Raw genomic sequence first — 22,436 nt, forward strand, 5'->3', positions numbered from 1 at the left:
GACGCTGCAGTAAAAAACTATATGTAGAAAACTATATGTAGAAAACGTCATATGCCATTCAGTGGGATTTTTAAGTAGCTAATCCCGTTTTCTTCCGCTATCGGAAAAGCACCAGCGCGGATATTGATTTGCACCGACGGCAAAATTAATATTGGCATCTCTAAACCCGCATCGCGCTTGTTGCGCATTGCTACAAACGCGGCCTCACTGATGCCGTCATGTACGTGAATGTTATTAATCCTTTGCTCGGCCACACTGGTTTCTAAGCGGATTGCGCGGTTGGTCGGTGGGTAGTCGTGGCACATCATGAGGCGTGTCGATTCCGGCAGCGATAATAGTTTTTGGATGGAGCGATACAGTAAGTGCGCATCGCCACCCGGGAAATCGCAACGCGCCGTGCCGACATCGGGCATAAATAAAGTGTCGCCGACAAAAACCATATCGCCGATCTGGTATGCCATATCTGCTGGGGTGTGGCCAGGCACATATAAGGCCTTGGCGGTCAAACTGCCGATCTGGAATTCTTCATCCTCCTCAAACAGCACATCAAATTGCGAACCATCAACCGCGAAGTCCGGTTCCAGATGGAATAGCTTTTTAAATACTGTTTGTACCTGACGGATATGTGCGCCAATCGCAATTTTGCCGCCTAACTGCTGGCGCAAATAATGTGCAGCCGATAAGTGATCGGCATGCGCGTGGGTTTCTAATATCCAATCAAGCTGTAATTGCTGGCTGCGAATAAATTCCACAATCTGATCTGCACCTGCGGTACTGGTGCGCCCGGAATTGGGATCGTAATTGAGGACGCTGTCGATCACGGCGGCATGACCGCCAGTTTTGCCTGCTACCTTATCAAAGACCACATAAGTCGCGGTGCAAGTGGTGGCATCAAAGAAGCTTTGTAATTGCACGGACATGATTTCCTCATTCCTAATGATCGGGGGGTAAATATTCTTTTGACTTACATAATATCAAATTATATAATGTAATCAAGTAAATTGTAATGAGCTGCTATGACTACCCAAACAATAGAATCAACAGAATCAACAGAGCCAGCCGGACATGCGTTTGATATTGCGCAAATGCGTGTCGCTGCGCAAGCTGCCAGCAGCACCTTGCGTGCTTTGGGCAATGAAGATCGCTTACTGCTGCTGTGCCAGCTTAGTCAGGGTGAAAAGTCTGTCAGCCAGCTGGAAGAGCTGCTAGATCTGCATCAACCCAGCTTGTCGCAGCAATTGGGCGTGCTGCGAACCGAAGGTTTAGTCGATACGCGGCGTGACGGAAAGCGCATTTATTACTCTGTCGCTGACCCCAAAGTACTGCATTTATTGCAGTTTTTGTATGACCTATATTGTCCTAAGTCCTGAATATACTCAGGGTTAGTATATTTCAATTGTCCAGGTATTATCTGGACGATCGGCATTATTTGAAGAAAATATTGGGGAGTATATTTTATGAGACTATTTTTATGAATATTGAATGGGCCGTTTTTACCCCGGTTTCTGCTTTGCTTGGCGGCGCTTTAATCGGTCTCGCCGCATCGCTACTGATCTTAATGAATGGTCGGGTTGCTGGCATTAGCGGCATCGTTGCCGGATTGTTGCGACCGGTGCGGGGTGATTGGTGGTGGCGCCTGGCGTTTGTGCTGGGTTTGCTGAGCGCGCCTTTGGTGTACGGCGTATTTGCCACTTTGCCTATAATAAAAATTGAGTCTGGCTGGCCGGCCATCATCATTGCCGGTTTGCTGGTCGGCATCGGTACACGTTATGGTTCAGGCTGTACCAGCGGGCACGGCGTTTGTGGTTTGTCGCGTTTATCGCCGCGTTCTTTAATGGCAACCATCACGTTTATGGCAGCCGGTTTTGTCACCGTTTTCATCCTACGGCATGGTTTGACCAATTTAACCGGAGTTCTATAATGCCGCTATTTTTCTCTGGATTGGCGGGACTGATTTTTGGCCTGGGACTGATTTTGGCGGGCATGGCTGATCCCGTCAAAGTGCTTGGTTTTTTAGATCTGGGCGGCGCTTGGGACCCGTCATTGGCCCTGGTGATGGCGGGTGCGATTGCGTTAGCTAGTAGTGCATTTTGGTTTGCGCGTCGACGTCAGCGTCAATATCAACACCAACATCAACACCAACATCAACAGTCGCTGCTTGGTTTGCCTATACATTTGCCGACTGGCACGCAGATCGATCGTCGTCTGATCATCGGTAGTCTGCTGTTTGGTGTGGGTTGGGGAATCGCCGGAATTTGTCCGGGCCCGGCGCTGGTTTTGCTGGGTGGCGGCTTTGGCAAAGGCGCCTTGTTTGTGCTGGCGATGCTGGCCGGCATGCAGCTTTTTACATGGTTAGAAAAACTCTACAGTGCTACACCAAACCAATCTGATCAATAAAAACAGCTTTGCTCATTTGACCCTGGCTATTTGATCCAACCTCGATGACTCTGTTTGAGTATTTTCATTAAGTCAGCCACCTTTTTAATCCCAAAAGTGCCAGTCTTTTTCATTGAAAAATGCCAAATCCTATAAGTTAAAAAAAGGCAGTATTTTTCATAAAAGAGCCAGTGATTTGCATACTGCTTATGACACCAATACTATTTGTGATGGCTGACAAGCAAAATTTGTGAAACAAGGCGAAAACGGCACAGCCATTTGAGGAATGAATGCGCCAAAGAATTATGAGCAGGTAAAGCCAGATTTTTGTACTAGATGTATTAGAGTTTCAGTTGCTGGGTTTTCTAGTCTTTTACCTCAACGACTTGCCCTCAAGTCTTGACGCGTGGGAGCTGTGAATCAAGCGATCAAGAATAGCGCCAGCGATATTCTTATTATCTAGGGCATTATGCTAGGCACTAATCGGAATTTGGCTATTAAATATAGACGATTTCGTTACAACTCTCGCATCAATTAGTTCAAAAAACGCAATGGGGCTAATCGCGGAAATTTTTTAAAAAAAACTTTCGAACAGCTAACCACCTAGAAATGAGTTTTTAAAATGATCTGCGGCTGGTCTTATCCCAAAAAATCAGACTCAGGATGACATTTTAACCGACGTTTTCATTGAATAAATCCGACCTGCATTATCAATTCACAATTCCAACCGGTCTCATGGCTTTGATTTTTTCAATCGCAATGGGATTGTCAGACAGCGGAGCAGCAGCTACCAGCAGGTCAATCATTGCGCTGCATTCAAGGGCGCCCAAAGCCAACAATTCGCGGAAGGATTTAACTCGTGTCAACACCCAGAGCATGCACGCAATAAGCCATGCTGGACATTGATTAATACGGACTTTCGCTGAAGGATAGATGTTATAACCCAAGCCCTTAATTAGTCGATAACATTCATGAATGCCATGAGCGATAGTCATCGATTCGGCCCAGGTTGCGCCGCCACCTCGTTTCATTCCAGCGAACGACGAACTTTCAAAAGCAATACATATCGGTGCGTGGCAGCGCAACCAGAGCGACATATTTGGTTCGAGAGACGTAGGAAGGCCCGCAGTATTAAATACATCTACCCAGGTTTGCTTTCCCAATTTTGTTTTTTGACCGCCTGCACCAATGGTTGCATTTACCTTACCGTCCCTGTCAAGAAACGACTGTATGAACGGCATCCCAAACGTACATCGATCAGTACCAAACATATCCTGAATACTTTCAGGATCAAAGTTATTGAACAGAAATAGAAACGATTTCGCCTTACTTTTCAACATGGCCGGTAATACTGCGTCAAGTTGGTGGGCGAGCAAAGTGACGACGACGACGTCATATTGAATTTCCTCGTTCAATCGTTCAGCCACAATCACGCTTGCCCGGTCATCATGAACGTCAATAATGCCTTTATCGCGCAGCAACTGTTGGTATCGAGCAGAGCCTGGACGGGCGATCACAGTTACGTCATGGCCACCGTTTTTTGCAAGGTGGAATGCAAACGCACTTCCAATATTTCCAGCACCCAGTACAGCGATTCGCAATAATTGTGGAGCATTCATGAATATTTCCCAGATTGATGAGCCTTTATCATATGACTGATCTCCCGGACCGTGAATAGCTGCCAGTCCAAACTAAATGTTTAATCGTCCAAACTTTTATGGCTCATTAATTGCTCGGAACAAGTACTAGTTCTGAATTCGATTGGCGTATTGACGAGGTGAACTGCCATGGATACGTTTGAAGGCAACACTGAACGCACTCTCAGATTGGTAGCCTAGTTGTTCGGCTAGCACTGAAATGGGTGTTCCAAGGTTTTGCAAATGGTCTGCGGCGATTTGCATCCTCCATTGAGTAAGATATTCGATCGCAGACTCTCCAACCGTCGTGCTAAAACTTGCAGCAAAACTCGACCGCGACATTCCCGCTACTTTGGCCAACGAATCCAAACTCCAATTTCGTCCAGGTTCACAATGAATGGCTTCCAGTGCCTTACTTAACTTACCGTCACGTAACGCAAATATCCAGCCGATGCCATTGACCGAGCTATCTAAGAGATGCAGTCGAAGTGCCTGAATTAAGAGTGACTGCGCCATATGTTCAGCTATAAGAAAACTTCCAGGCTGAGGGGTCCGCAGTTCAGACATAAGCCGCTCGAGGTAGCCGCGCAACAATGCTTTATCAGTTTCGTGATGAAAATGAACGATTGGCGGAAGCATTCCCACTAACATGTTCGATTGCCTTCCCTCGAAGACAAAGTAAGCGCCTAGGCCAGTACACTCTCCACCGCCATTGACGACCATAAAGTTGCCATCTTCAACCGCGGATATTAATGGGAGCACGCTGATCGATTGAGCATCAAGTTTGCTACAAAAGCGAAAAGCCTGTCCACGTGGAAGTAGCACGCAATCGCCAGTATTGATGCGCAAAGGATGGGGAATACCTTCTACCTCTAGCCAACAAGCGCCATATAGAAGTGCATAACACTTGATTCCTTCGCCTGCCGGAAATTCGATCGACCAGTCGCCTGCAGTATCCAAGCCACGTGTACCGTAGCTCTGGGGCTTTAACAAGGCTAAGACACTCGATAATGCATCCATTCATTGCTTTCAAATTATTGTTTTATACGATATCACACAGGTATTTAGTGTCGACACATTTCGATCCACGAATATAAACCGGTCTTTGCAGATAGCGAGATCCTGCATAGTCAGTTCAAATGCAACTCTCAGGCGACAAACAAGCTTCAAAATTCACCGAATCAATTTCGGACGATTGCAACGGAAATACGGGCGATGAGACATATCTTCTACTGTTTTCGGCCTATAGAATAATCATCGCTAAATGTCTTTAAGATTCTAACAAGCCAATTTTTTTATAACCAATTTCAAATCAATCGGAATGGAAATAAAAACCACTTCAAATCCTTAGGTGAAGATTAAAAATGAAACGACTCTTTATCCACTGTTGGGTAGTCATTTTGGCACTAATCACTGGTTGCAGTGTTTCTACACCCTTCAAATGGGTAAACGGTGAATTACAAAAAAAAACGATTGGAGCAATTGAAAATGATCAAGTCCTCGTTGCAATCACTCATGCCAATATTGACCCGGATAAACGCGATCTTTTTAATGCCGGTGCGTATCGGGTTCTCGACAGCCTGCCTTCTCAACCCGGATTGCTGGGTTATTCTGTGCGGCGTCAACTATTTGGTGACGAAGTATGGACTGCTACGGTTTGGTTGGACGAGGAATCAATGTTGCGGTTTGTTCAATCGCCTGCACATGTTCAAGCTGTTCGAGAAAGTCGAAGTGCTGTACGAAATATTCAATATACCCGCTTGCTTATTAAGCGCAGTGACTTACCGCTTTCTTGGGACGTGCTGCTCAAATCATCTGATCCGCAGCATAAAGAAACCAAATTGGATTCGAAATAAAATGACGCTGGCGCAAACAAGTATTTGGGGTTGTCGTAATTATCTTCGCGTGAAAGCATGGCTAAAATGATTTTTTTATACCGCCAGCACTTTCCCGAGGACAAAGTAGCCAAGGCCGCAAATAATATTAAAAATTCTTGTCGTTAATCTTGTCGTTGATCGGGTTAACACCTGCATTCTAGGGCCGAGTGCCGTATCGCCGAGCTCTAACGTAATTTGGACGAGGTTTCTGACCTAACAGTTCGAAGCAACTGTCCCTTGCGGGGGGAGTCAAATTTCTATTCAGCGCTCCGGTTGGAACAATGAAAAAAAATTTTACATGGCGGACGGTAAATCTTATGCCAAAACTAACTCAATGTCTGGATCTGATAAGGACTACAGCACATTCCCGACTATCATAGCGCCCCTTAATTCGATTGGTGGTCGAGCTGAAAGGCGGGCGAATTTGACTTTGCGTGACCACTTGGTATTATATTAACCGCCGGCTCAGGGCAAGATCTGGGCAGTCGAAGTAAAACATCAATGACGGCAATCCGCTTTTGGCGGCAATGCATTCTCCAATCAGAAGAAATCATTTCTTTACCAATCGATGGCCTAATTGAGTTGCAAATGGGTGGCACTTTTGGATGAAAAAGCACAGCATGTTTAAATTGAAAATTAATGGCTGTTTTGATGCAAATACGCACTGTTCACTTGACTCTATTCACATGCTCCAGCTTATTGCTTTGATTATTGGTGTAACCGTTGGCGCAGTCATGGGCATGACTGGTGCGGGTGGTGGCATTTTGGCGGTACCCGCGTTGGTTGAGGCAATGGGTTGGCAAATGCAGCAAGCTATGCCCGTGGCATTGTTAGCCGTCACTGTTGGCGCTGCGGTGGGTGCGGTAGAGGGCTTTCGAAAAAATCTGGTGCGTTACCGGGCTGCATTACTGATGGCCTTGATTGGTATGCCCTTAACCTCTATCGGTGTATTAGCTGCCCAGCGCTTGCCACAAGTCTGGTTGATGGGTTTATTCGCTGTGATTTTATTTTTTGTGGCGATCCGATTATTCAGCCGAAGGATTAATCCCGCTGCCGGTCAGCATTCACCAACCCGGGTTTGTATCAACAGTAGCACCGGGCGTTTTGAATGGACCTGGATTACCAGCGTGGTAATTGCCTCAATCGGCGGTATTGCAGGTTTAGTCACGGGTTTGTTGGGCGTTGGCGGCGGCTTTGTTATCGTCCCGATGTTGCGGCACTACACCAACCTCAGTATGCATGGTGCGATTGCGACTTCCTTATTTGTGATTGCTTTAGTCGGCAGCGCCGGGGTAGGTAGCGCTGTACTACATGGCGCGGTAATCCCTTTGCAGTTCACAACATTTTTTGTACTGAGTACGATACTTGGCATGCTGCTGGGCAGACGTGCTGCCAGATTATTCAGTGAGACGATGATACAAACTAGCTTTGCTTGTTTGTTGCTATCAGTTGCCTGTTTGTTTGCTTATAGAGTGATAGTTTTGCTTTAAGTAACATACCTCGCAAACCTAGCCAAGCATCGCTAACGAGTGGTGACGTCTAACTTTTCATCCGTTAAAGTTCAAGACTTCTAAAAATATTTCACCCCGCTTTTTTAGCAAGATACAAGGCTTCGTCAGCCTTGTTCAAGAGGTCTTCGCCACTAGAATTTTTAGTGTTAGAAATCGCAATCCCGATACTGGTGGTGATGATTCTGGAGTTGCCATCAATATTGAAAGGAGTCGTCATTGCCTGGATGATTTTTGATCCTACAATTTCACTTTCTTCCTGGCTATTTAAACCTTCAAGAACAATCACAAATTCATCACCGCCCAAGCGCCCGACCATGTCGGTCTGGCGGATGCAGCCTTTTAATCTGAACGCAAATTCTTTGAGGACCAGATCGCCTGCGTGATGGCCAAGGGTATCGTTGATGGATTTAAAACGATCAAGATCAAGAAACATGACAGCGATGGATCGCTTGTTTCGTGTTGATCTGGCGGTAGCTTCCGCTAATCTTTCGTTGAGTTGGTTACGGTTGGGTAAGCCAGTTAAGGTATCAAATCTTGCCAGCGCGAGAAGTTGTGTTTCTATCGCTTTGGCATCGGTAATATCATTAATTAATGAATTAACGCCGATCACGTTTCCAGCCTCATCGCGTTGCGGTGCATAAGTCGCTTTGTAATGATTAAAAATCCCGGAGATACTGATTTGTAATTCAAACTCTGTTTTTTCACCTGCAAGCGCAATCAGAAAATGCTCTGTGTGTAGTTGCTGAATTGGTTCGCTTAGCAATGACAAGACAGAGCGCCCGCGTATCTCTGCAAGTGGCAGATTAAACCAGGCTTCGTATGGCCGGTTCACAAATTGAAAGCGATCTTCTTTATCGATAAAGCTGACGAATGCCGGGATGTTGTCTGCAATCGCACGCAACAATCCCTCGCTGGACTGCTGCTTTAATTCCGCCTCTTTACGATCAGTTACATCAATGACCATGGTATAAAAACCGACCGTAGAACCATCAAGATTAACGTCGGGCACATATTCATATTGCAGATATCTGGCGAGACCTCGCTCGGTGGTAAAGCGCTCAAAAGAGACCGCTTTTCCTTTCAGTGCTTGCTGGATATTTTCCTTCAATTCCAGATACGGCGTTTCGCCGAAAACGTCTTTGACCGTCTGGCCTATCATCATCTCAGAATTTAAACCTGGAATCATGTTGTAGAACCGATTGCAGAATTGATAGCGTTCATTAGCATCAATATAACCAATCAGTGCCGGTACATTGTCCGTAATAGTTCTGGTACGTTTTTCGCTCGCAGTTAATTCTGTCTGAATGCGTTTAAACTCTGTAATGTCCTCAACCAGTACAAAAAATCCATCAACCATTCCATCGGCGTTAACGTCCGGGACATACGTCACACGATCCCATTCAGCATTGCCATTTCTGTGCGCCTGACGTTCATACCGTGTCCAGTCACCGTTGAGGACTTGATTGATAAACGGTTTATTTTGATTGTAAAAAGCAGGCTCCATCACTTCTTTGATGGTCTTGCCAATGGCTTTTTTAGCAGAGATGCCAAACAGTTTTTCAACTTGTTTATTGACGAAGGTATATTTCTCGTTGTAGTCAATGTAGCCGATAAAGGCGGACATATTATCTGCGATTAATCGTAATTTATTTTCACTTGCGACTAAGGCGGATTCAGCCAGCAACCGTCTGGCCATGGCATCGTCAAAAGATTTAGCGAGTTCTCCAATCTCATCCCTGGGGTAGCTTTTTGGGCGTAACTTAATATCAAAATCAGTGTCTGCGTTAATAACTTTATTGCGTAATTTCTGTAACGGCGCTAGTTGCCGATACATAAACCACCAGGCAAGTGGCAATAGAATCACTAATAAAGTTATGCTGACAAAAATAGCGCTGCGCTTGACTTCTACGATGGGGCTAAATGCTTCCTCAGACGGGTAGACAGCGGCAACAATCCAGTCCACAGATTTCAAGCGTTTGAAAGAAAATATCGCATCTTGTCCCTGCCGTGTAGTGGACATAGTTGTCCCTTCAAATCCATTCAATGCCATGTCTAGCGAGTAACTTTTACCGGGAATATCGCTGGTGTTCTTTAAGATACGTGACTGGTCTGGGTGAGTTACAAAAAAGCCTTTAGCAGTTACGATATAAAAATATCCTGTAGCACCAATTTTCTCGGTAGCAAAGTTGGCCAAAAAACTGTCTTCAGTCAATTCTATGGTGCCCAATAAGGTCAAGATCATTTGCCCCCTAGGATCAAAAATAGGAACGCAGATCACGACAATTGGTCGTCCTGAGACACCACTTTTTAACGGTGATGAAATGACGACTTTGCCCTCTGCAATCGATTTCTGAAAATAGTCTCTGGTCGAGATATTTAATTTTCCGCGGGTTTCTGGCCTATCCATATTTGCGATTAGGTCTCCTTTGAGGTCGAAGATCGCAAAATTATCAAACAAGCCGTCGAGGCTATGTTGTTGCTCAAGAAAACTTTGTAAGTTGTCGTTATTCCTCGGCACTGAGCCAAGGTCAACCGCCAGACGGATTAAGGTGCTTCTTTTCAATTCAAATTTTTGATCTATCTCATCTGCGGTGTTTTGTATGAGACTTGACTGACGAACGTCGATGACTTTTTCTAAGGTTCTTTCAAATACGGATATAGAGAATACGGTGAGCAGGGCAAATGCCAGAGTAAAAAATAAGGCGACTGCCAAGGTTAAACGAGTTTTTACACTCATATCGCGCACTCGAATATTCGCTAATAAAGTCATAAGAACTTGTCCCGTGAGAGTTACCTTAGAAAATCATATTAACATTCACATACATAGCTAAACTGCGATTTCTAAACCTAAGTGTTACAAACTTATAATTAGGTGACTCTTTAGTCTTGTCGCTCTGGTGCATCTGCTAATGTATCTGCTAATGTATCTGCTAATGTTCCTGCTGATGTTTTTGCCGATGTTTCTGCCAATTTTCTGATTTGTTTTCGACGTAATAAAAAATATACCGCAGGTACCACAAACATCGACAATAAAGGCGCGGTGATCATGCCGCCTACCATCGGTGCGGCGATACGTTGCATGACCTCTGAGCCTGTGCCTTGCCCTAACATGATAGGCACTAGCCCGGCAATAATCACCGCTACCGTCATGGCTTTTGGTCTTACCCGCAACACCGCGCCTTCACGAATCGCATCTAATAAATCTTGCTCGGTTTCTTTGCCGATATAGACGCGAGCATCCCACGCTTGTTTAAGATAGAGCAACATGATCACGCCAAATTCTGCCGAGACCCCAGCCAAAGCGATAAATCCTACCCCGCTGGCAACGGATAAGTGATGATCAAGTAACCAAAGCAGCCAAATCCCGCCAGCCAGTGCAAACGGTAAGGTCGCCATGATCAGTGCGGCCTCATCGATACGTTTAAACGTCATATACAGCAGCACAAAAATAATCAGTAAGGTCGCTGGTACTACCACTTTTAGCTTGGCGGTGGCGCGTTCCAGATATTCAAACTGACCGGACCAGGTGACTGAATAACCAGCGGGTAGTTTCACTTGTTTGGCGACTGCTTGCTGCATCTCATGCACCGTCGAATTTAAATCACGGTCGCGGATATCGACATAAACCCAGCCCGACAGGCGTGCATTTTCACTCTTCAACATCGGTGGTCCATCGTTGATGCGGATCTGAGCTACATCGCCTAATTGGATCTGCGCGCCGCGTTCGGTCAGTACCGGTAATTGGCGTAATTTTTCTACCGAGTCACGTAGCTCGCGGGGGTAGCGAAGATTGATAGGAAAGCGTTGTAAACCCTCGACGGTTTCTCCAATATTGTCGCCACCGATGGCCGCTGAAACGATGCTTTGTACATCCGCGATATTTAAGCCATAACGAGCTGCTGCATCCCGGTTGATATCGATGTCAATGTAGCGGCCGCCGTTTAAACGCTCTGCTAAGGCAGAAGAAACGCCTGCTACATTTTTGACGACGCGTTCAATGTCTGCGGTAATGCGATCGATTTCTTTTAAGCTAGCGCCAGCAACTTTAATACCGACCGGACTCTTGATGCCGGTAGCCAGCATATCGATACGGTTTCTGATCGGTGACACCCAGATGTTAGATAAGCCGGGGACTTTAACGATGCGGTCTAGTTCCTCTATCAACTTGTCGGTGGTCATGCCGGCACGCCATTGATCACGTGGTTTGAACTGTATGGTGGTCTCAAACATCTCTAAGGGCGCGGGGTCGGTTGCTGATTCGGCACGTCCCGCTTTGCCAAAGACGGTTTGTACTTCTGGCACGGTCTTGATCAGACGGTCGGTTTGTTGCAGTAATTCGGATACCTTACCGGCACCAATCCCAGGTAGCGCAGAGGGCATATACAACAGATCACCTTCATCCAGCGGCGGCATAAACTCACCGCCCAAACGTGATATTGGCCAAAGAGTCGCAACGACGACTATGGCGGCAACGACCAGAGTCGCTTTGGGTGAATGCAGCACCACATCCAGCAAGGGGCGGTAGAGTGCAATAAAAAAACGATTCAGCGGATTCTTTTGTTCATCCGGAATTTTGCCGCGGATCAGATAACCCATTAGTACCGGAATCAGTGTCACCGCCAGCACGGCGGCAGCAGCCATGGCATAAGTTTTGGTAAAAGCGAGCGGTGCAAACAAACGTCCCTCTTGCGCCTCTAGCGTGAACACAGGAATAAACGACAACACAATAATTAAGAGCGAGAAAAAAAGTGCGGGACCGACTTCTGCCGCTGCATCGCCGATGACCCGCCAATGTTCCTCGCCGGATAATTTTTTGTCCGGATGGGTATGGTTCCAGGCCTCGATATGTTTGTGTGCGTTCTCTATCATTACTACTGCGGCATCCACCATGGCACCAACAGCAATCGCGATCCCGCCCAGTGACATAATGTTGGCGTTCACTCCCTGGTAATACATGACCGTAAACGCAATCAAAATACCCATCGGCAAAGTGACGATAGCGACTAGCGCTGAGCGCAAATGGAATAAGAAAATCGCGCAGACCAGCGCGACGACGATAAATTCTTCTATCAATTTCTCTTGCAAATTATCGACTGCACGCTTGATCAGATGCGAGCGGTCATAGGTGGTAACGATCTCAACCCCAGGCGGCAGGCTGGCTTTTAATTGTTCTAATTTTGCTTTGACGGCCTTGATGGTTTCTAAGGCGTTTTTGCCGGAGCGCATCACAATCACGCCGCCTGCGACTTCGCCTTCGCCATTCAGGTCGGCAATGCCACGCCGCATTTCTGGTCCGATCTGGACACGCGCTACATCGCCTAGCCGCACCGATACACCAGCGTCGGTGGTAGTCAGAGGAATCTTACGAAAGTCATCCAAGCTTTTGAGATAGCCAGAAGCGCGCACCATGAATTCGGCCTCACCAAGTTCTAATACCGAGCCACCGGTTTCTTGGTTCGCTTTCTGTATCGCCTCTACGATTTTGCCGTGGGGGATGTTATACGCACGCATTTTGTCAGGATCGAGTTGCACCTGATATTGGCGCACCATGCCACCGATACTGGCGACTTCGGATACGTTAGGAACGGATTTTAATTCGTACTTCAGAAACCAATCCTGGAAGGCGCGTAATTGCGACAAATCCATCTTGCCGCTGCGGTCTATCAGCGCGTATTCATACACCCAGCCTACGCCGGTAGCATCAGGGCCAAGCGAGGCTTTCGCTTGCGGTGGTAAACGCGACTGCACTTGATTTAAGTATTCCAGCACACGTGAGCGTGCCCAGTACATATCTGTACCGTCTTCAAATAATACGTAGACGAAGGAGTCGCCAAAAAACGAATAACCGCGTACCGTCTTGGCTCCCGGTACCGAGAGCATGGTCGTGGTCAATGGATACGTCACCTGATTTTCAACGATCTGCGGTGCCTGACCCGGGTAGCTGGTGCGGATGATGACCTGTACATCGGACAAGTCTGGAATCGCATCCAACGGTGTGCGTGACAGTGACCAGATACCCCATGCGGTCATCATCAAGCTTGCTAGCAATACCAGAAAGCGATTTGCGATAGACCAGCGGATTATTTTCGCCATCATTTTTTGGCTCCTGATGGAAGTTCAGGCACAGTCGTTGTCATTGCAGCGTTGGCAGAAGCGTCGCTCATACGGGTCGTTGTCGCTTTCAGGCTAGCTTCTGAATCGACCAAAAACTGACCCGAAACAACCAGCTTTTGCCCGACTTGCAGTCCCTTGCGGATTTCGGTCTGACCATTGGCCTCCATTCCGGTCTCAACATCCACTGGCATAAACTTGCCGTTATCCTGAGCAATCATCACGACCGAGCGGGTGCCGGTCTGGATGATGGCTTCTGTCGGTACCAGCAAAATATTGTTGCGCGCGTCGGAATTAAATTTAATGTTAGCGAACATGCCCGGTACCAATTGAGCGGAAGGATTGTTCAGTTCAATACGGGCTTTTAGCGTGCGGGTCGTCATATCGACTTGTGGCAAGATCGCGCTGACTTTCCCTTTGAAGGTTGTGCCGGGTAAGGAGGGGGTGCTGGCTTCCACCGTATTACCCGGACGTATCTGCGCTAGACTATTTTCCGGAATATCAGCATTGACCCAGATCGTCGCCAGGCCGTTGATGCGGAACATCGGTGCGCCTGTCATGACGGTCATCCCTTCGCGTGCGGACAATTCTGTAATGACGCCGCCGACCGGCGCTGTGATGGTGATGCGTGGATGCACCTTGCCACTGGTTTCTACCAAATGGATTTGTTCATCACTCATGCCGGCCAGACGCATACGTTGTTTAGCGGCCTCTAGTAATCCCTCTATGCCGCTCGTCTGCATTCGTTTTACTGTCAGAAATTCTTCTTGCGCTGCAACCCAGTCCGGCACATATAATTCGGCTAGAGCTTGCCCTTTTTTAACCATATCCAAGGCCGCGCGGACATACAGTTTTTCAATAAAGCCATTGCTGCGTGCCTGCACTAGCGCCACTTCACGTTCGTTATAGGTAACGCTACCGACCGCGGCTACTGCCAGGCTCAGATTGCCTTTGACCACTGGCGCGGTACGTATCCCCAAATTCTGCTGCACTCGGGGACTAATACTGACTGAGTTTTCGCTACCACCATTGCCGTCGTTGCCGCCATTACTATCGCCATCGGCATAGACCGGCACCAGTTGCATATCCATAAACGGTGACTTGCCCGGTTGATCAAACTTTTGGGTGGGAACCATAGGATCGTGCCAATACAGTACCTTTTTATCCTTAGCTGGAGCTGCTGCCATCGCTGTATTTGTCGGGGGTGTTGCGGTGGCTTTCATGCCTTGGCTGAGGCCGAGACGATAGAGACCAAATCCTGCCAACACTCCGATAGCAACGAGTCCTGCGGTGAGGAGGATGATGTTTTTATTTTTCATTGGATATCCTTGTTCATGGACTGAGCCGAATGGATGCCTGGCAGTTCGGCAGGAAATAGAAAATTCAGTTGTGCCCATAAACGGGCAGTGTCGGATTGAAGTTGCAGCGCTTGCAGGCGCATATCAAGCTCATTGCGACGTGCAGACAAGAGTTCAGATAGGCTGGATTTGCCGCCCCGGTATGCCGCCATCGTGGCTTGCGTCCGCTCAATTGCCAACGGGATTAATTCGCGCTCATAGCGGGCGACGCGCTCAAGCGCCGTTTGCCATTCATCTATGATTGCTTTGGTCTCGGCGACGTGGGCACGCAGCATTTCGTCACGCTCGGCTTTGGCTTGTTCGACCATCGCTAGTTTGGAAGACAGCTCGCGATCCTGGCGGTTCTTTTGATCCCACTGAAACGGTAGCGATACGCCGACCGACACCATATTTGAATAGGCAGAACCACGTTGCTGAAAAGCGACCTCGACAGACCAGTCCGATTTTTTATTCGCCTCTGCCAGTTTGACATCGGCTTCGGCCAGCTCTGTTTGCCTGTTCAATACTGCAATCTGTGGATGATGGGCGAGCGAAGTGTCTAGCGTTGATTGATCCAGACGTATGGTTTCAAGCTGAGGTTGCTCCGCTGAGCTCAGCTCTGAGTTAACACCGGTCCAACGATGTAACATCGTCTTGGCGTTGCGCAGTTTGCGTTGAATGTCGCTGCTGCGGTCATTCGCCATACTTAGCGCACTACGGGCGCTAAAGATATCTGCCTGGCTGCCGCGACCAGCGCGATAATTTCCTTCCGCCGCATCGATTTCAAGCTTGGCTTGGGTTGCTTGCTCTGCGACCACGACAGCCATGCGTTCTGCATAGTATTGATCCAACCAGGCAATCGCGGTATCGCGTTGAATAGCGGTAATGAGGTTGGATTTTTCTGCCAGCGACTTATCGGCTGCCCGGTCATAGCGTTGGGCGCGCAACTGGCGCTTATCGCCTCGGGTCAGTTCTTGCATCACACCGATACGACGCATGGTCATAAAATCGCTGGTCAGGCTGCCACGGTCAGGGCCGTTGACGGGCAGATTATCGATGCCGGCTTTTAATACTGGATCAGGTAATTGTCCTGCCGCGATCGCCATTTCACGCGAGGCAGTAACAGCTAAATCCTGTGCAATCAGTTGATGTGACCGGGCGACCGCAAGTTGCTGCGCTTGACTCAAAGTTAGCTGCACGGTGAGTGGCGCAGTCTGCGACGTCATTGGCATAGTTAGTGATATATCCGCGGCCTTGACGTTGAGTGACGACAGCGTAATCACGAACACGGTGATTATTTTGCCGATTTTTCCGGCACGGGATAGAGTATTGACCAGCTTAGAATGATGGTCAGCATTAAGGCGCGCAAGTAAAGGTACGCAGATTGGGAAAGACATGGAATCTCCAGAGAACGATCAACGGCACTGTCGTCAAAAAGACGTACGGCAACAAGCTAAGCGATCTGGAGATTTAAATGCGGAAACAGCAATTGCGGATAGCGATGGGCGGCGCGGTAGAGCGCATTAGCAATAGACTTTGTGGTTCAGGTTCTTGCGGGAATTCTGCGCTATCGATGATTGTGAGCGTCAGCACCAATCCGGCCATTATAAAGGCAGGTACATCCGGTGCTATTGGCTTATCCAGCGATTGTTTGCTGAGTGCATCTTCTGCGTGGGCGTGGCACAGCGCTGGTTGCTCGCTGTCCATACCTTCGCAGTTCAGCATCGGCATAGTGCTGACGCTTTTGCTCATGCCACTCATACCGTTCGATACATTACCCATCATCTTGCCAGGGCAGACATACGACGCCAAAGCAAGCTGCATAAACAGCATACTAAACAGCGTTAGAAACGCTGCAACCAGGCGAGATGGGCGAGAGAGTTTCACAAGTGATGTCACTGATTGTTGGTAGTTAAAAACTACCCTATCCCATGTGCCTGTTGATCAGCGTGGTACGAACTACGCACCATCGCGCCGACTGCAGCATGCGCGAAGCCCATTTTATAGGCTTCTTCTTCAAACATTTTAAATACATCCGGGTGTACATAACGACGTACTGGCAGATGGTGGCCGCTTGGTGATAAGTACTGGCCTATCGTCAGCATATCGACATTGTGGGTACGCATGTCGCGCATGACTTGCAGAATTTCTTCATCGGTTTCACCCAGACCAACCATGATGCCGGATTTGGTCGGGGTATTTGGATGCTGCTCTTTAAAACGCTTTAGCAAATTTAATGAGTATTCATAATCCGATCCCGGACGCGCTTCTTTATACAGACGCGGTGCGGTTTCCAGATTGTGATTCATGACATCGGGTGGTGCTAGGTTCAAAATTTCTAGTGCACGATCCATACGACCACGGAAATCCGGCGTCAGAATTTCTATTCGGGTTTTAGGTGAGAGTTCGCGGATCTTGGTAATGCATTCTGCAAAGTGGGCTGCACCGCCATCGCGCAGATCGTCACGATCTACTGAAGTAATGACGACATAACTTAATTTGAGCTGTGCAATTGTTTTTGCCAGATTGAGCGGCTCGTTGACATCTAGCGGATCTGGGCGGCCATGACCGACGTCGCAGAATGGGCAACGACGGGTGCATTTGTCGCCCATGATCATGAAGGTTGCAGTACCTTTGCCAAAGCATTCGCCGATATTGGGGCAAGAGGCTTCTTCACAGACCGTGACCAGATTGTTGGCACGCAGGATGTCTTTAATTTCATAAAAACGTGTCGTCGGCGAGCCTGCTTTAACCCGTATCCAATCCGGCTTTGGCAAACGTTCCATCGGGATAATCTTGATGGGAATACGCGCGGTTTTGCTCGCGCCTTTTTGTTTTTCGGTTGGATCGTAGGCGGGAGCCAGAGTAGAGACGGGAGTGTTTTCTGTTGTCATGGTGCTGATCAGTTGCTATGTCAGGATACGGTCAAAAGGTCTTGCAAATTAGTCGCCAGCGCATGTTGCACGTCGGCTAGCGGGACGATGACGCCCAGAGTCGTCATGTCAATCGTCGCAAGACCGGCATAACCGCAAGGATTAATCCAGGAAAAAGGGGTCAGGTCCATCGTCACATTGAGTGATACGCCGTGATAAGTGCAGCCATTGCCGCGGACTTTTAAGCCAAGCGCCGCAATTTTTGCGCCTTGCCAGATGCCATCGCTGACGTAAATACCGGGCGCGCCTTGCTTGCGTTCACCAGCAAGATTATACGCTGCCAGCGTGTTGATGACCGCTTGCTCGATTTTATTCACGAACTCACGCGCGAATAGGCGCGCTTTGGGGTGGCCACGGCGTAAATCCATCAGCAGATAAATCACCACTTGCCCTGGGCCATGGTAAGTCACTTCGCCGCCACGATCAGTTTGAATCACCGGAATTTCATGTGCTGCCAGCACGTGCGATTGATCTGCACCAAGGCCGAGAGTAAACACTGGCGGATGCTCAACAATCCAGAATTCATTGGGCGTCAGTTCGGTGCGTGCATCGGTAAAAGCGCGCATCGCGTCATAGGTGGTTTGATAGTCTTCAATACCACGATCAATGATGCGCAGCTGGGAAGAAACAGGAGAGGTGGAGATGGCAGACATAGGGCGCAAGTGTAACATCGTGTGCGGCGCACTTGGACTTGGCTTACATATCTCAGTTAAAGCTAGACCGAAGGTATATTGCTAAAACCTTCGGTCTGTTTAAATGCACTATCTTGCCCAGCCCCGTGTCGTATTACCTTGTATATCCGGCGAATGCTTTGGAACGGCCGCAAGTCAGAGCGTTTCGGACTTGGTTATTGGAAGAAATTGCGGCTGAATAACTTTCAGCTTGTTGACCGGCCCTGATGTTTATTGTTACCCGTGTTCTTACCAGCACAAATTAATATCGTAGATCGAACTGAGTGCGGACTCAGTGCGCTGGGGCGTTACAGCGTACAAGACAGCCTGAAACGCGAATTATTAGGGCATACAGCGTATGCGCCTGCGGATAAAACCTACAACTGATTAGGATAGTTTTTTTTGACTTATTTTTATATTGTATTTAATATACTCCCCTATTTTTTAATTAAATATGCCTTATTGTCCAAACATTATATGGGTAATTAAAATATACATACAGGGAGTATATTTATCTACCTATATTAAATTTGTTGTTAATAATTGGGCGGATTCAGTTGGAACGTTGTCTGTTATTCGTTTGCAGTTATCCAACAAATAATCCATAGAAAGAAAGCGATTCGATAACGCAGCAAGTTGCTATCATTCTAAAAGCCCATCTTCAATGGCAAGATTATTGCTTGATATCATCATCGGCCGAGCTTCGTATTCCGGCTACCATTTGATCAGTAATTGAATTGCTTAAGGCTAAAGAATGACGCAAACATCAACACTCGCGGAAGAATTTTTACCTTACATGCCAGCAGTCGCCAAGTGCGAGCGCTCTCTGCATGACCTTAACTTTGCCTGGCGCTTGATTGAGTCGACCGCCAAGATGGTGTGTCCGACAGAGGCCAAGACCATCCTGCCGACGATGAAGGCAACGCGCGAAGGTTTCAATCAGCTGGAAAAAAAGTTGATCACCAATCTGGCGCAAGAGAACGTCACTAAAGCAGTGCAGGAAATGCAGTTCAAGGCACAGGTGATTATTGATATCGTCGTGCGCAATTTGTTTCAACGCACCGCAGATGTTGGCTTTTTGGCGATGGATGATGCGATCCGCGATTTCATTCTGGATGACGAGCGAGACGTCGATGCCATCCGTGTCCGCCTGCAGGACTACCGCAACAAGTACACCGTGTATGACGAGATTTTGATACTCAATACGCACGGCGAGGTATTGGCCAACTTAGATCAGAGTAATCTGGTTAGACAATCCTACGATCTATTGCTTGCCGCGACTCTGGATAGCGACACTTATGTCGAGAGTTTTCAGCAGTCGGACTTGCGTGCAACGCAGCAGCGTAGTCTGATTTATTCACGCAAAATAACCCATCCCGAAGACGGCAGTGCGATTGGTGTGCTGTGTCTTTGTTTTCCGCATGCGGTTGAGATGAGCGGCGTGTTTGCCGGCTTGCATAAAGCCGCGGATCGCTCGGTGATGTTGATGCTGGACGCGAGTGGTGAGGTGATTTCCAGCAGCGATGAGTATCATATTCCGACCGGTCGAAAAATGCAGATCGCGTTGGATGGTGCCTATCAGATTGTGTCTTATGCGGGACGCGACTATTTTGCCAAAACCTGCGCTGCGCAAAATTATCAGGGCTATAGCGGTCCGGGCTGGCTTGGGCATGTGATGATCCCGTGTGAGGCGGCTTTTCGCAGTTAGGAGTTAGATATTTTGTCGTCCTTAGATGCTGCCACGCTGGCGGGCATCATGTCGCATGCTAAAACTTTTTGTCCACCTTTGCATGATGTATCGGTCAGTGCAGAAGCGATCAATCTCGCGCTGCGTCGCGTGGTGTGGAATGGCAAAAATATGTCGGCAGGACAGGACAGCGATTTGTTACGGCTCAAATCCATCTTGCAAGAAATTAGTCAGACCGGCGATGAAACCAGCCGAGTTTTTAAAGACTCTATTCATGATCTGTATGGCACCGTAGTGTCATCGGGTTTGCAAGATGCGCAGTTTATCTCGCGGCTGATGATCGACATCATGGATCGTAATTTATATGAGCGCGCTAACGATTGTCGCTGGTGGGCGCTGACGCCGGATATCCAGTTATTGATGGCGGATGCGTTCATCAATGGCGAGATGGGCGAAGACGATACACAAGTAATTACCCGCATTCTGGAATCGATTAACGCACTGTATACCGCTTACTCCAGACTGGTCGTGTTTGATACCAAGGGTAAGATTGTTGCCGCATCGGATTTGCATAAAGATGGCCTGCAAACCATCGGTCGCCTGATGGATCCGGCTCTCACGCGCAAGACTTTGGCATTAGCTGACGGGCAGGCATATTGCGTGTCTGGTTTTGAGTCTAGCTGGTTGTATGGCGACCGGCCGACCTACATTTATTGTGCTGCGATTTTTCATCCTGACGACAATCGTGCCGTTGGCGGCATCGGGATTGTGTTTGATTCTGAGCCGGAATTTCAGAATATTTTGCGTTCCTCACTACCCAAACGCAGCGGTGCTTTTGCAGCATTTATTGACCGTGCCGGATATGTGATTTCTAGCACGCACACGGATTTTCCGGCGAGTAGTCAATTGCTGTTGCCAGCGCAGATCATGCAAGAAAAAAACGGGATCAGCGCAGCACAGGTTTTGGTACACGACCAACAGTACATGATGCTGGGGCACACCACGTCGTTCGGCTATCGCGAATATAAAAATACCGGTGACTATCAAAACGATGTGTTGTCCGTCGTGTTTGTGCCTATCGGTGCGACGACAGAGATCAGCAAGCAGGATGCTGCCTGGACCTATGTCGATGAGCGACCGGAGCATCAAAAAAGTAAGCTCAACGACGCTAAGGAATATGCCACTTTTATGATCGACAGCGAGGTATTCGCCTTGCCCACCGATTATGTGGTTGAGGCGGTCGAAATCAAACGTATGCGGCAGGCATCAACATTAAAGCCGCTCATTGCTGGGGTGCTGAATTATCAGGACAATAGCGGAGCGCCGCCGATTTTTGTGCCAGTTGTGGACATGCGCAATCTGCTGCGTGCAGGTAGACAGGGCAGCGAACAAAACGATGAGAATGTGGGTGAAATCATCATCACCCGACGGGGCAAAAGCACCTTGGGTTTGCTGGTGAGCAGCTTGCATGATGTATTGGAATTTGGCAGTGATCAGATCGATCCGCCGTTGGACATGTTCCGCAGCGAGCCGCGGTTTGTGAGTAATTTAATTAAAACCGGCGGGCAAAACCGGATGATACAAATTGTCGATATCGAGAGCATCATGCGACATGTGTTTGACAGAAGAGCAATGCCAGAGCCGGATCATAATGTGACGCCATTACGCCAGAGGGTTTGATTTTTAAACGCTGGATAGTGCTTTGCAAGTTATTCCGGCTGAAACCCGCCGGAATGACGCACGACCTCTTTTGCGCATCAATGTGACGGCCATCAAGATGTAATCTGAATAGCTAAAAAACATATACTCCCCTCCATTTTTGATAAAAATGGCCTACTGTCCAGGTTTTATATGGACAATTAAAAATACTCTGTCTGAGTATATGGAAGTATGTTTTATTGAAGAGGGCTATGCAGCGATGTCGTCAGGCTGGGTTGAAATAACATTAACCCAGTAACGACGTAAAGATTTGACGTAGAACAGCTTTGCCTACAACACCATTTTCACCATAGGATGACCGGACAAAGCGCGGTATAAATTATCCAGTTGCTCACGACTTGTGGCTACCACCGTCACTGTGATTGCCAGATAATTGCCTTTCGATGAAGGACGCATGTCCATCTTGCCCGCATGAAAACTGGGATCATGCGATACCACCACCTCCAGCATCGTCTGCGCAAAGTCATCATGCATCGCCCCCATGATTTTGATGGGGAAGTCGCTTGGGTATTCGATCAGACTTGCGGCAGGATCGACAGGAGGTAGCATTTGGTTTGACATGATCACAACATTCAGA

At 47.9% G+C, this 22,436-nt stretch carries 18 protein-coding genes; 7 read left to right on the top strand and 11 right to left on the bottom strand.

The genetic code is table 11. The features are described from left to right. Positions 1-47: 47 nt before the first annotated feature. On the bottom strand, positions 48-920 hold the full coding sequence (locus QN395_RS14575) for an MBL fold metallo-hydrolase (RefSeq protein ID WP_323492284.1): 873 nt from the start codon (positions 918-920) through the stop codon (positions 48-50). 96 nt (positions 921-1,016) lie between these two features. Here QN395_RS14575 and QN395_RS14580 point away from each other — a divergent pair, with 96 nt between their 5' ends. The 3 genes from QN395_RS14580 to QN395_RS14590 all read left to right on the top strand — a co-directional run bounded on the left by QN395_RS14580 (position 1,017) and on the right by QN395_RS14590 (position 2,397). Continuing rightward, a complete protein-coding gene (locus QN395_RS14580; protein ID WP_416352058.1) occupies positions 1,017-1,370 on the top strand; it encodes an ArsR/SmtB family transcription factor in 354 nt (117 codons plus the stop codon). Positions 1,371-1,471: 101 nt separating this feature from the next. After that, the gene (locus tag QN395_RS14585) at positions 1,472-1,921 is read left to right on the top strand and encodes a YeeE/YedE family protein (RefSeq protein ID WP_323492283.1); all 450 of its coding nucleotides are present in this window, start codon (positions 1,472-1,474) and stop codon (positions 1,919-1,921) included. After that, a complete protein-coding gene (locus QN395_RS14590) occupies positions 1,921-2,397 on the top strand; it encodes a DUF6691 family protein (RefSeq protein ID WP_323492282.1) in 477 nt (158 codons plus the stop codon). The genes QN395_RS14585 and QN395_RS14590 overlap by 1 nt, the downstream gene beginning before the upstream one ends. Positions 2,398-3,086: 689 nt before the next feature. Here the strand turns inward: QN395_RS14590 and QN395_RS14595 are convergent. Together QN395_RS14595 and QN395_RS14600 are read right to left on the bottom strand one after the other, a co-directional pair. Further along, on the bottom strand, positions 3,087-3,995 hold the full coding sequence (locus QN395_RS14595) for a ketopantoate reductase family protein (protein WP_323492281.1): 909 nt from the start codon (positions 3,993-3,995) through the stop codon (positions 3,087-3,089). 126 nt (positions 3,996-4,121) lie between these two features. Then, entirely contained in the window at positions 4,122-5,033 is a 912-nt protein-coding gene (locus QN395_RS14600; protein ID WP_323492280.1) for an AraC family transcriptional regulator, read from the bottom strand. A 344-nt stretch (positions 5,034-5,377) separates the two neighbouring features. Here QN395_RS14600 and QN395_RS14605 point away from each other — a divergent pair, with 344 nt between their 5' ends. Next, entirely contained in the window at positions 5,378-5,869 is a 492-nt protein-coding gene (locus QN395_RS14605) for an antibiotic biosynthesis monooxygenase family protein (RefSeq protein WP_323492279.1), read from the top strand. A 707-nt stretch (positions 5,870-6,576) separates the two neighbouring features. Next, positions 6,577-7,380, top strand: coding sequence for a sulfite exporter TauE/SafE family protein (locus QN395_RS14610; protein ID WP_323492278.1), 804 nt, complete (start codon positions 6,577-6,579; stop codon positions 7,378-7,380). Between the two features lie 91 nt (positions 7,381-7,471). Here the strand turns inward: QN395_RS14610 and QN395_RS14615 are convergent, their stop codons facing one another. From QN395_RS14615 to lipB, 7 genes are all read right to left on the bottom strand, one after another. Continuing rightward, a complete protein-coding gene (locus QN395_RS14615) occupies positions 7,472-10,171 on the bottom strand; it encodes a diguanylate cyclase domain-containing protein (RefSeq protein WP_323492277.1) in 2,700 nt (899 codons plus the stop codon). A 110-nt stretch (positions 10,172-10,281) separates the two neighbouring features. Beyond that, positions 10,282-13,497 carry an efflux RND transporter permease subunit gene (locus QN395_RS14620; RefSeq protein WP_323492276.1) on the bottom strand — a complete coding sequence of 1,072 codons (3,216 nt, stop codon included), beginning with the start codon at positions 13,495-13,497 and terminating at the stop codon, positions 10,282-10,284. Next, entirely contained in the window at positions 13,494-14,831 is a 1,338-nt protein-coding gene (locus tag QN395_RS14625; protein ID WP_323492275.1) for an efflux RND transporter periplasmic adaptor subunit, read from the bottom strand. The genes QN395_RS14620 and QN395_RS14625 overlap by 4 nt, the downstream gene beginning before the upstream one ends. Next, a complete protein-coding gene (locus QN395_RS14630) occupies positions 14,828-16,246 on the bottom strand; it encodes a TolC family protein (protein WP_323492274.1) in 1,419 nt (472 codons plus the stop codon). Before QN395_RS14630 ends, QN395_RS14625 begins: the two co-directional genes overlap by 4 nt. A gap of 73 nt (positions 16,247-16,319) precedes the next feature. Further along, positions 16,320-16,736: a hypothetical protein gene (locus tag QN395_RS14635; RefSeq protein ID WP_323492273.1), complete on the bottom strand. Its 417-nt coding sequence runs from the start codon at positions 16,734-16,736 to the stop codon at positions 16,320-16,322. A 32-nt stretch (positions 16,737-16,768) separates the two neighbouring features. Continuing rightward, a complete protein-coding gene (gene lipA, locus QN395_RS14640) occupies positions 16,769-17,743 on the bottom strand; it encodes a lipoyl synthase (RefSeq protein WP_322120267.1) in 975 nt (324 codons plus the stop codon). A 20-nt stretch (positions 17,744-17,763) separates the two neighbouring features. Then, positions 17,764-18,435, bottom strand: coding sequence for a lipoyl(octanoyl) transferase LipB (gene lipB, locus QN395_RS14645; protein ID WP_323492272.1), 672 nt, complete (start codon positions 18,433-18,435; stop codon positions 17,764-17,766). 772 nt (positions 18,436-19,207) lie between these two features. On the opposite strand from lipB, the gene QN395_RS14650 reads away from it, so the two are divergent. Both QN395_RS14650 and QN395_RS14655 read left to right on the top strand, forming a co-directional pair. Then, the gene (locus QN395_RS14650) at positions 19,208-20,161 is read left to right on the top strand and encodes a hypothetical protein (RefSeq protein ID WP_323492271.1); all 954 of its coding nucleotides are present in this window, start codon (positions 19,208-19,210) and stop codon (positions 20,159-20,161) included. A 12-nt stretch (positions 20,162-20,173) separates the two neighbouring features. Next, the gene (locus QN395_RS14655; protein ID WP_323492270.1) at positions 20,174-21,820 is read left to right on the top strand and encodes a chemotaxis protein CheW; all 1,647 of its coding nucleotides are present in this window, start codon (positions 20,174-20,176) and stop codon (positions 21,818-21,820) included. Positions 21,821-22,129: 309 nt separating this feature from the next. Here the strand turns inward: QN395_RS14655 and QN395_RS14660 are convergent, their stop codons facing one another. Continuing rightward, positions 22,130-22,420, bottom strand: coding sequence for a DUF493 family protein (locus tag QN395_RS14660; RefSeq protein WP_323492269.1), 291 nt, complete (start codon positions 22,418-22,420; stop codon positions 22,130-22,132). Positions 22,421-22,436 lie beyond the last annotated feature (16 nt).

This window comes from Undibacterium sp. RTI2.2 (assembly GCF_035018705.1).
In the GTDB taxonomy this organism is placed as follows: Bacteria; Pseudomonadota; Gammaproteobacteria; order Burkholderiales; family Burkholderiaceae_D; genus Undibacterium.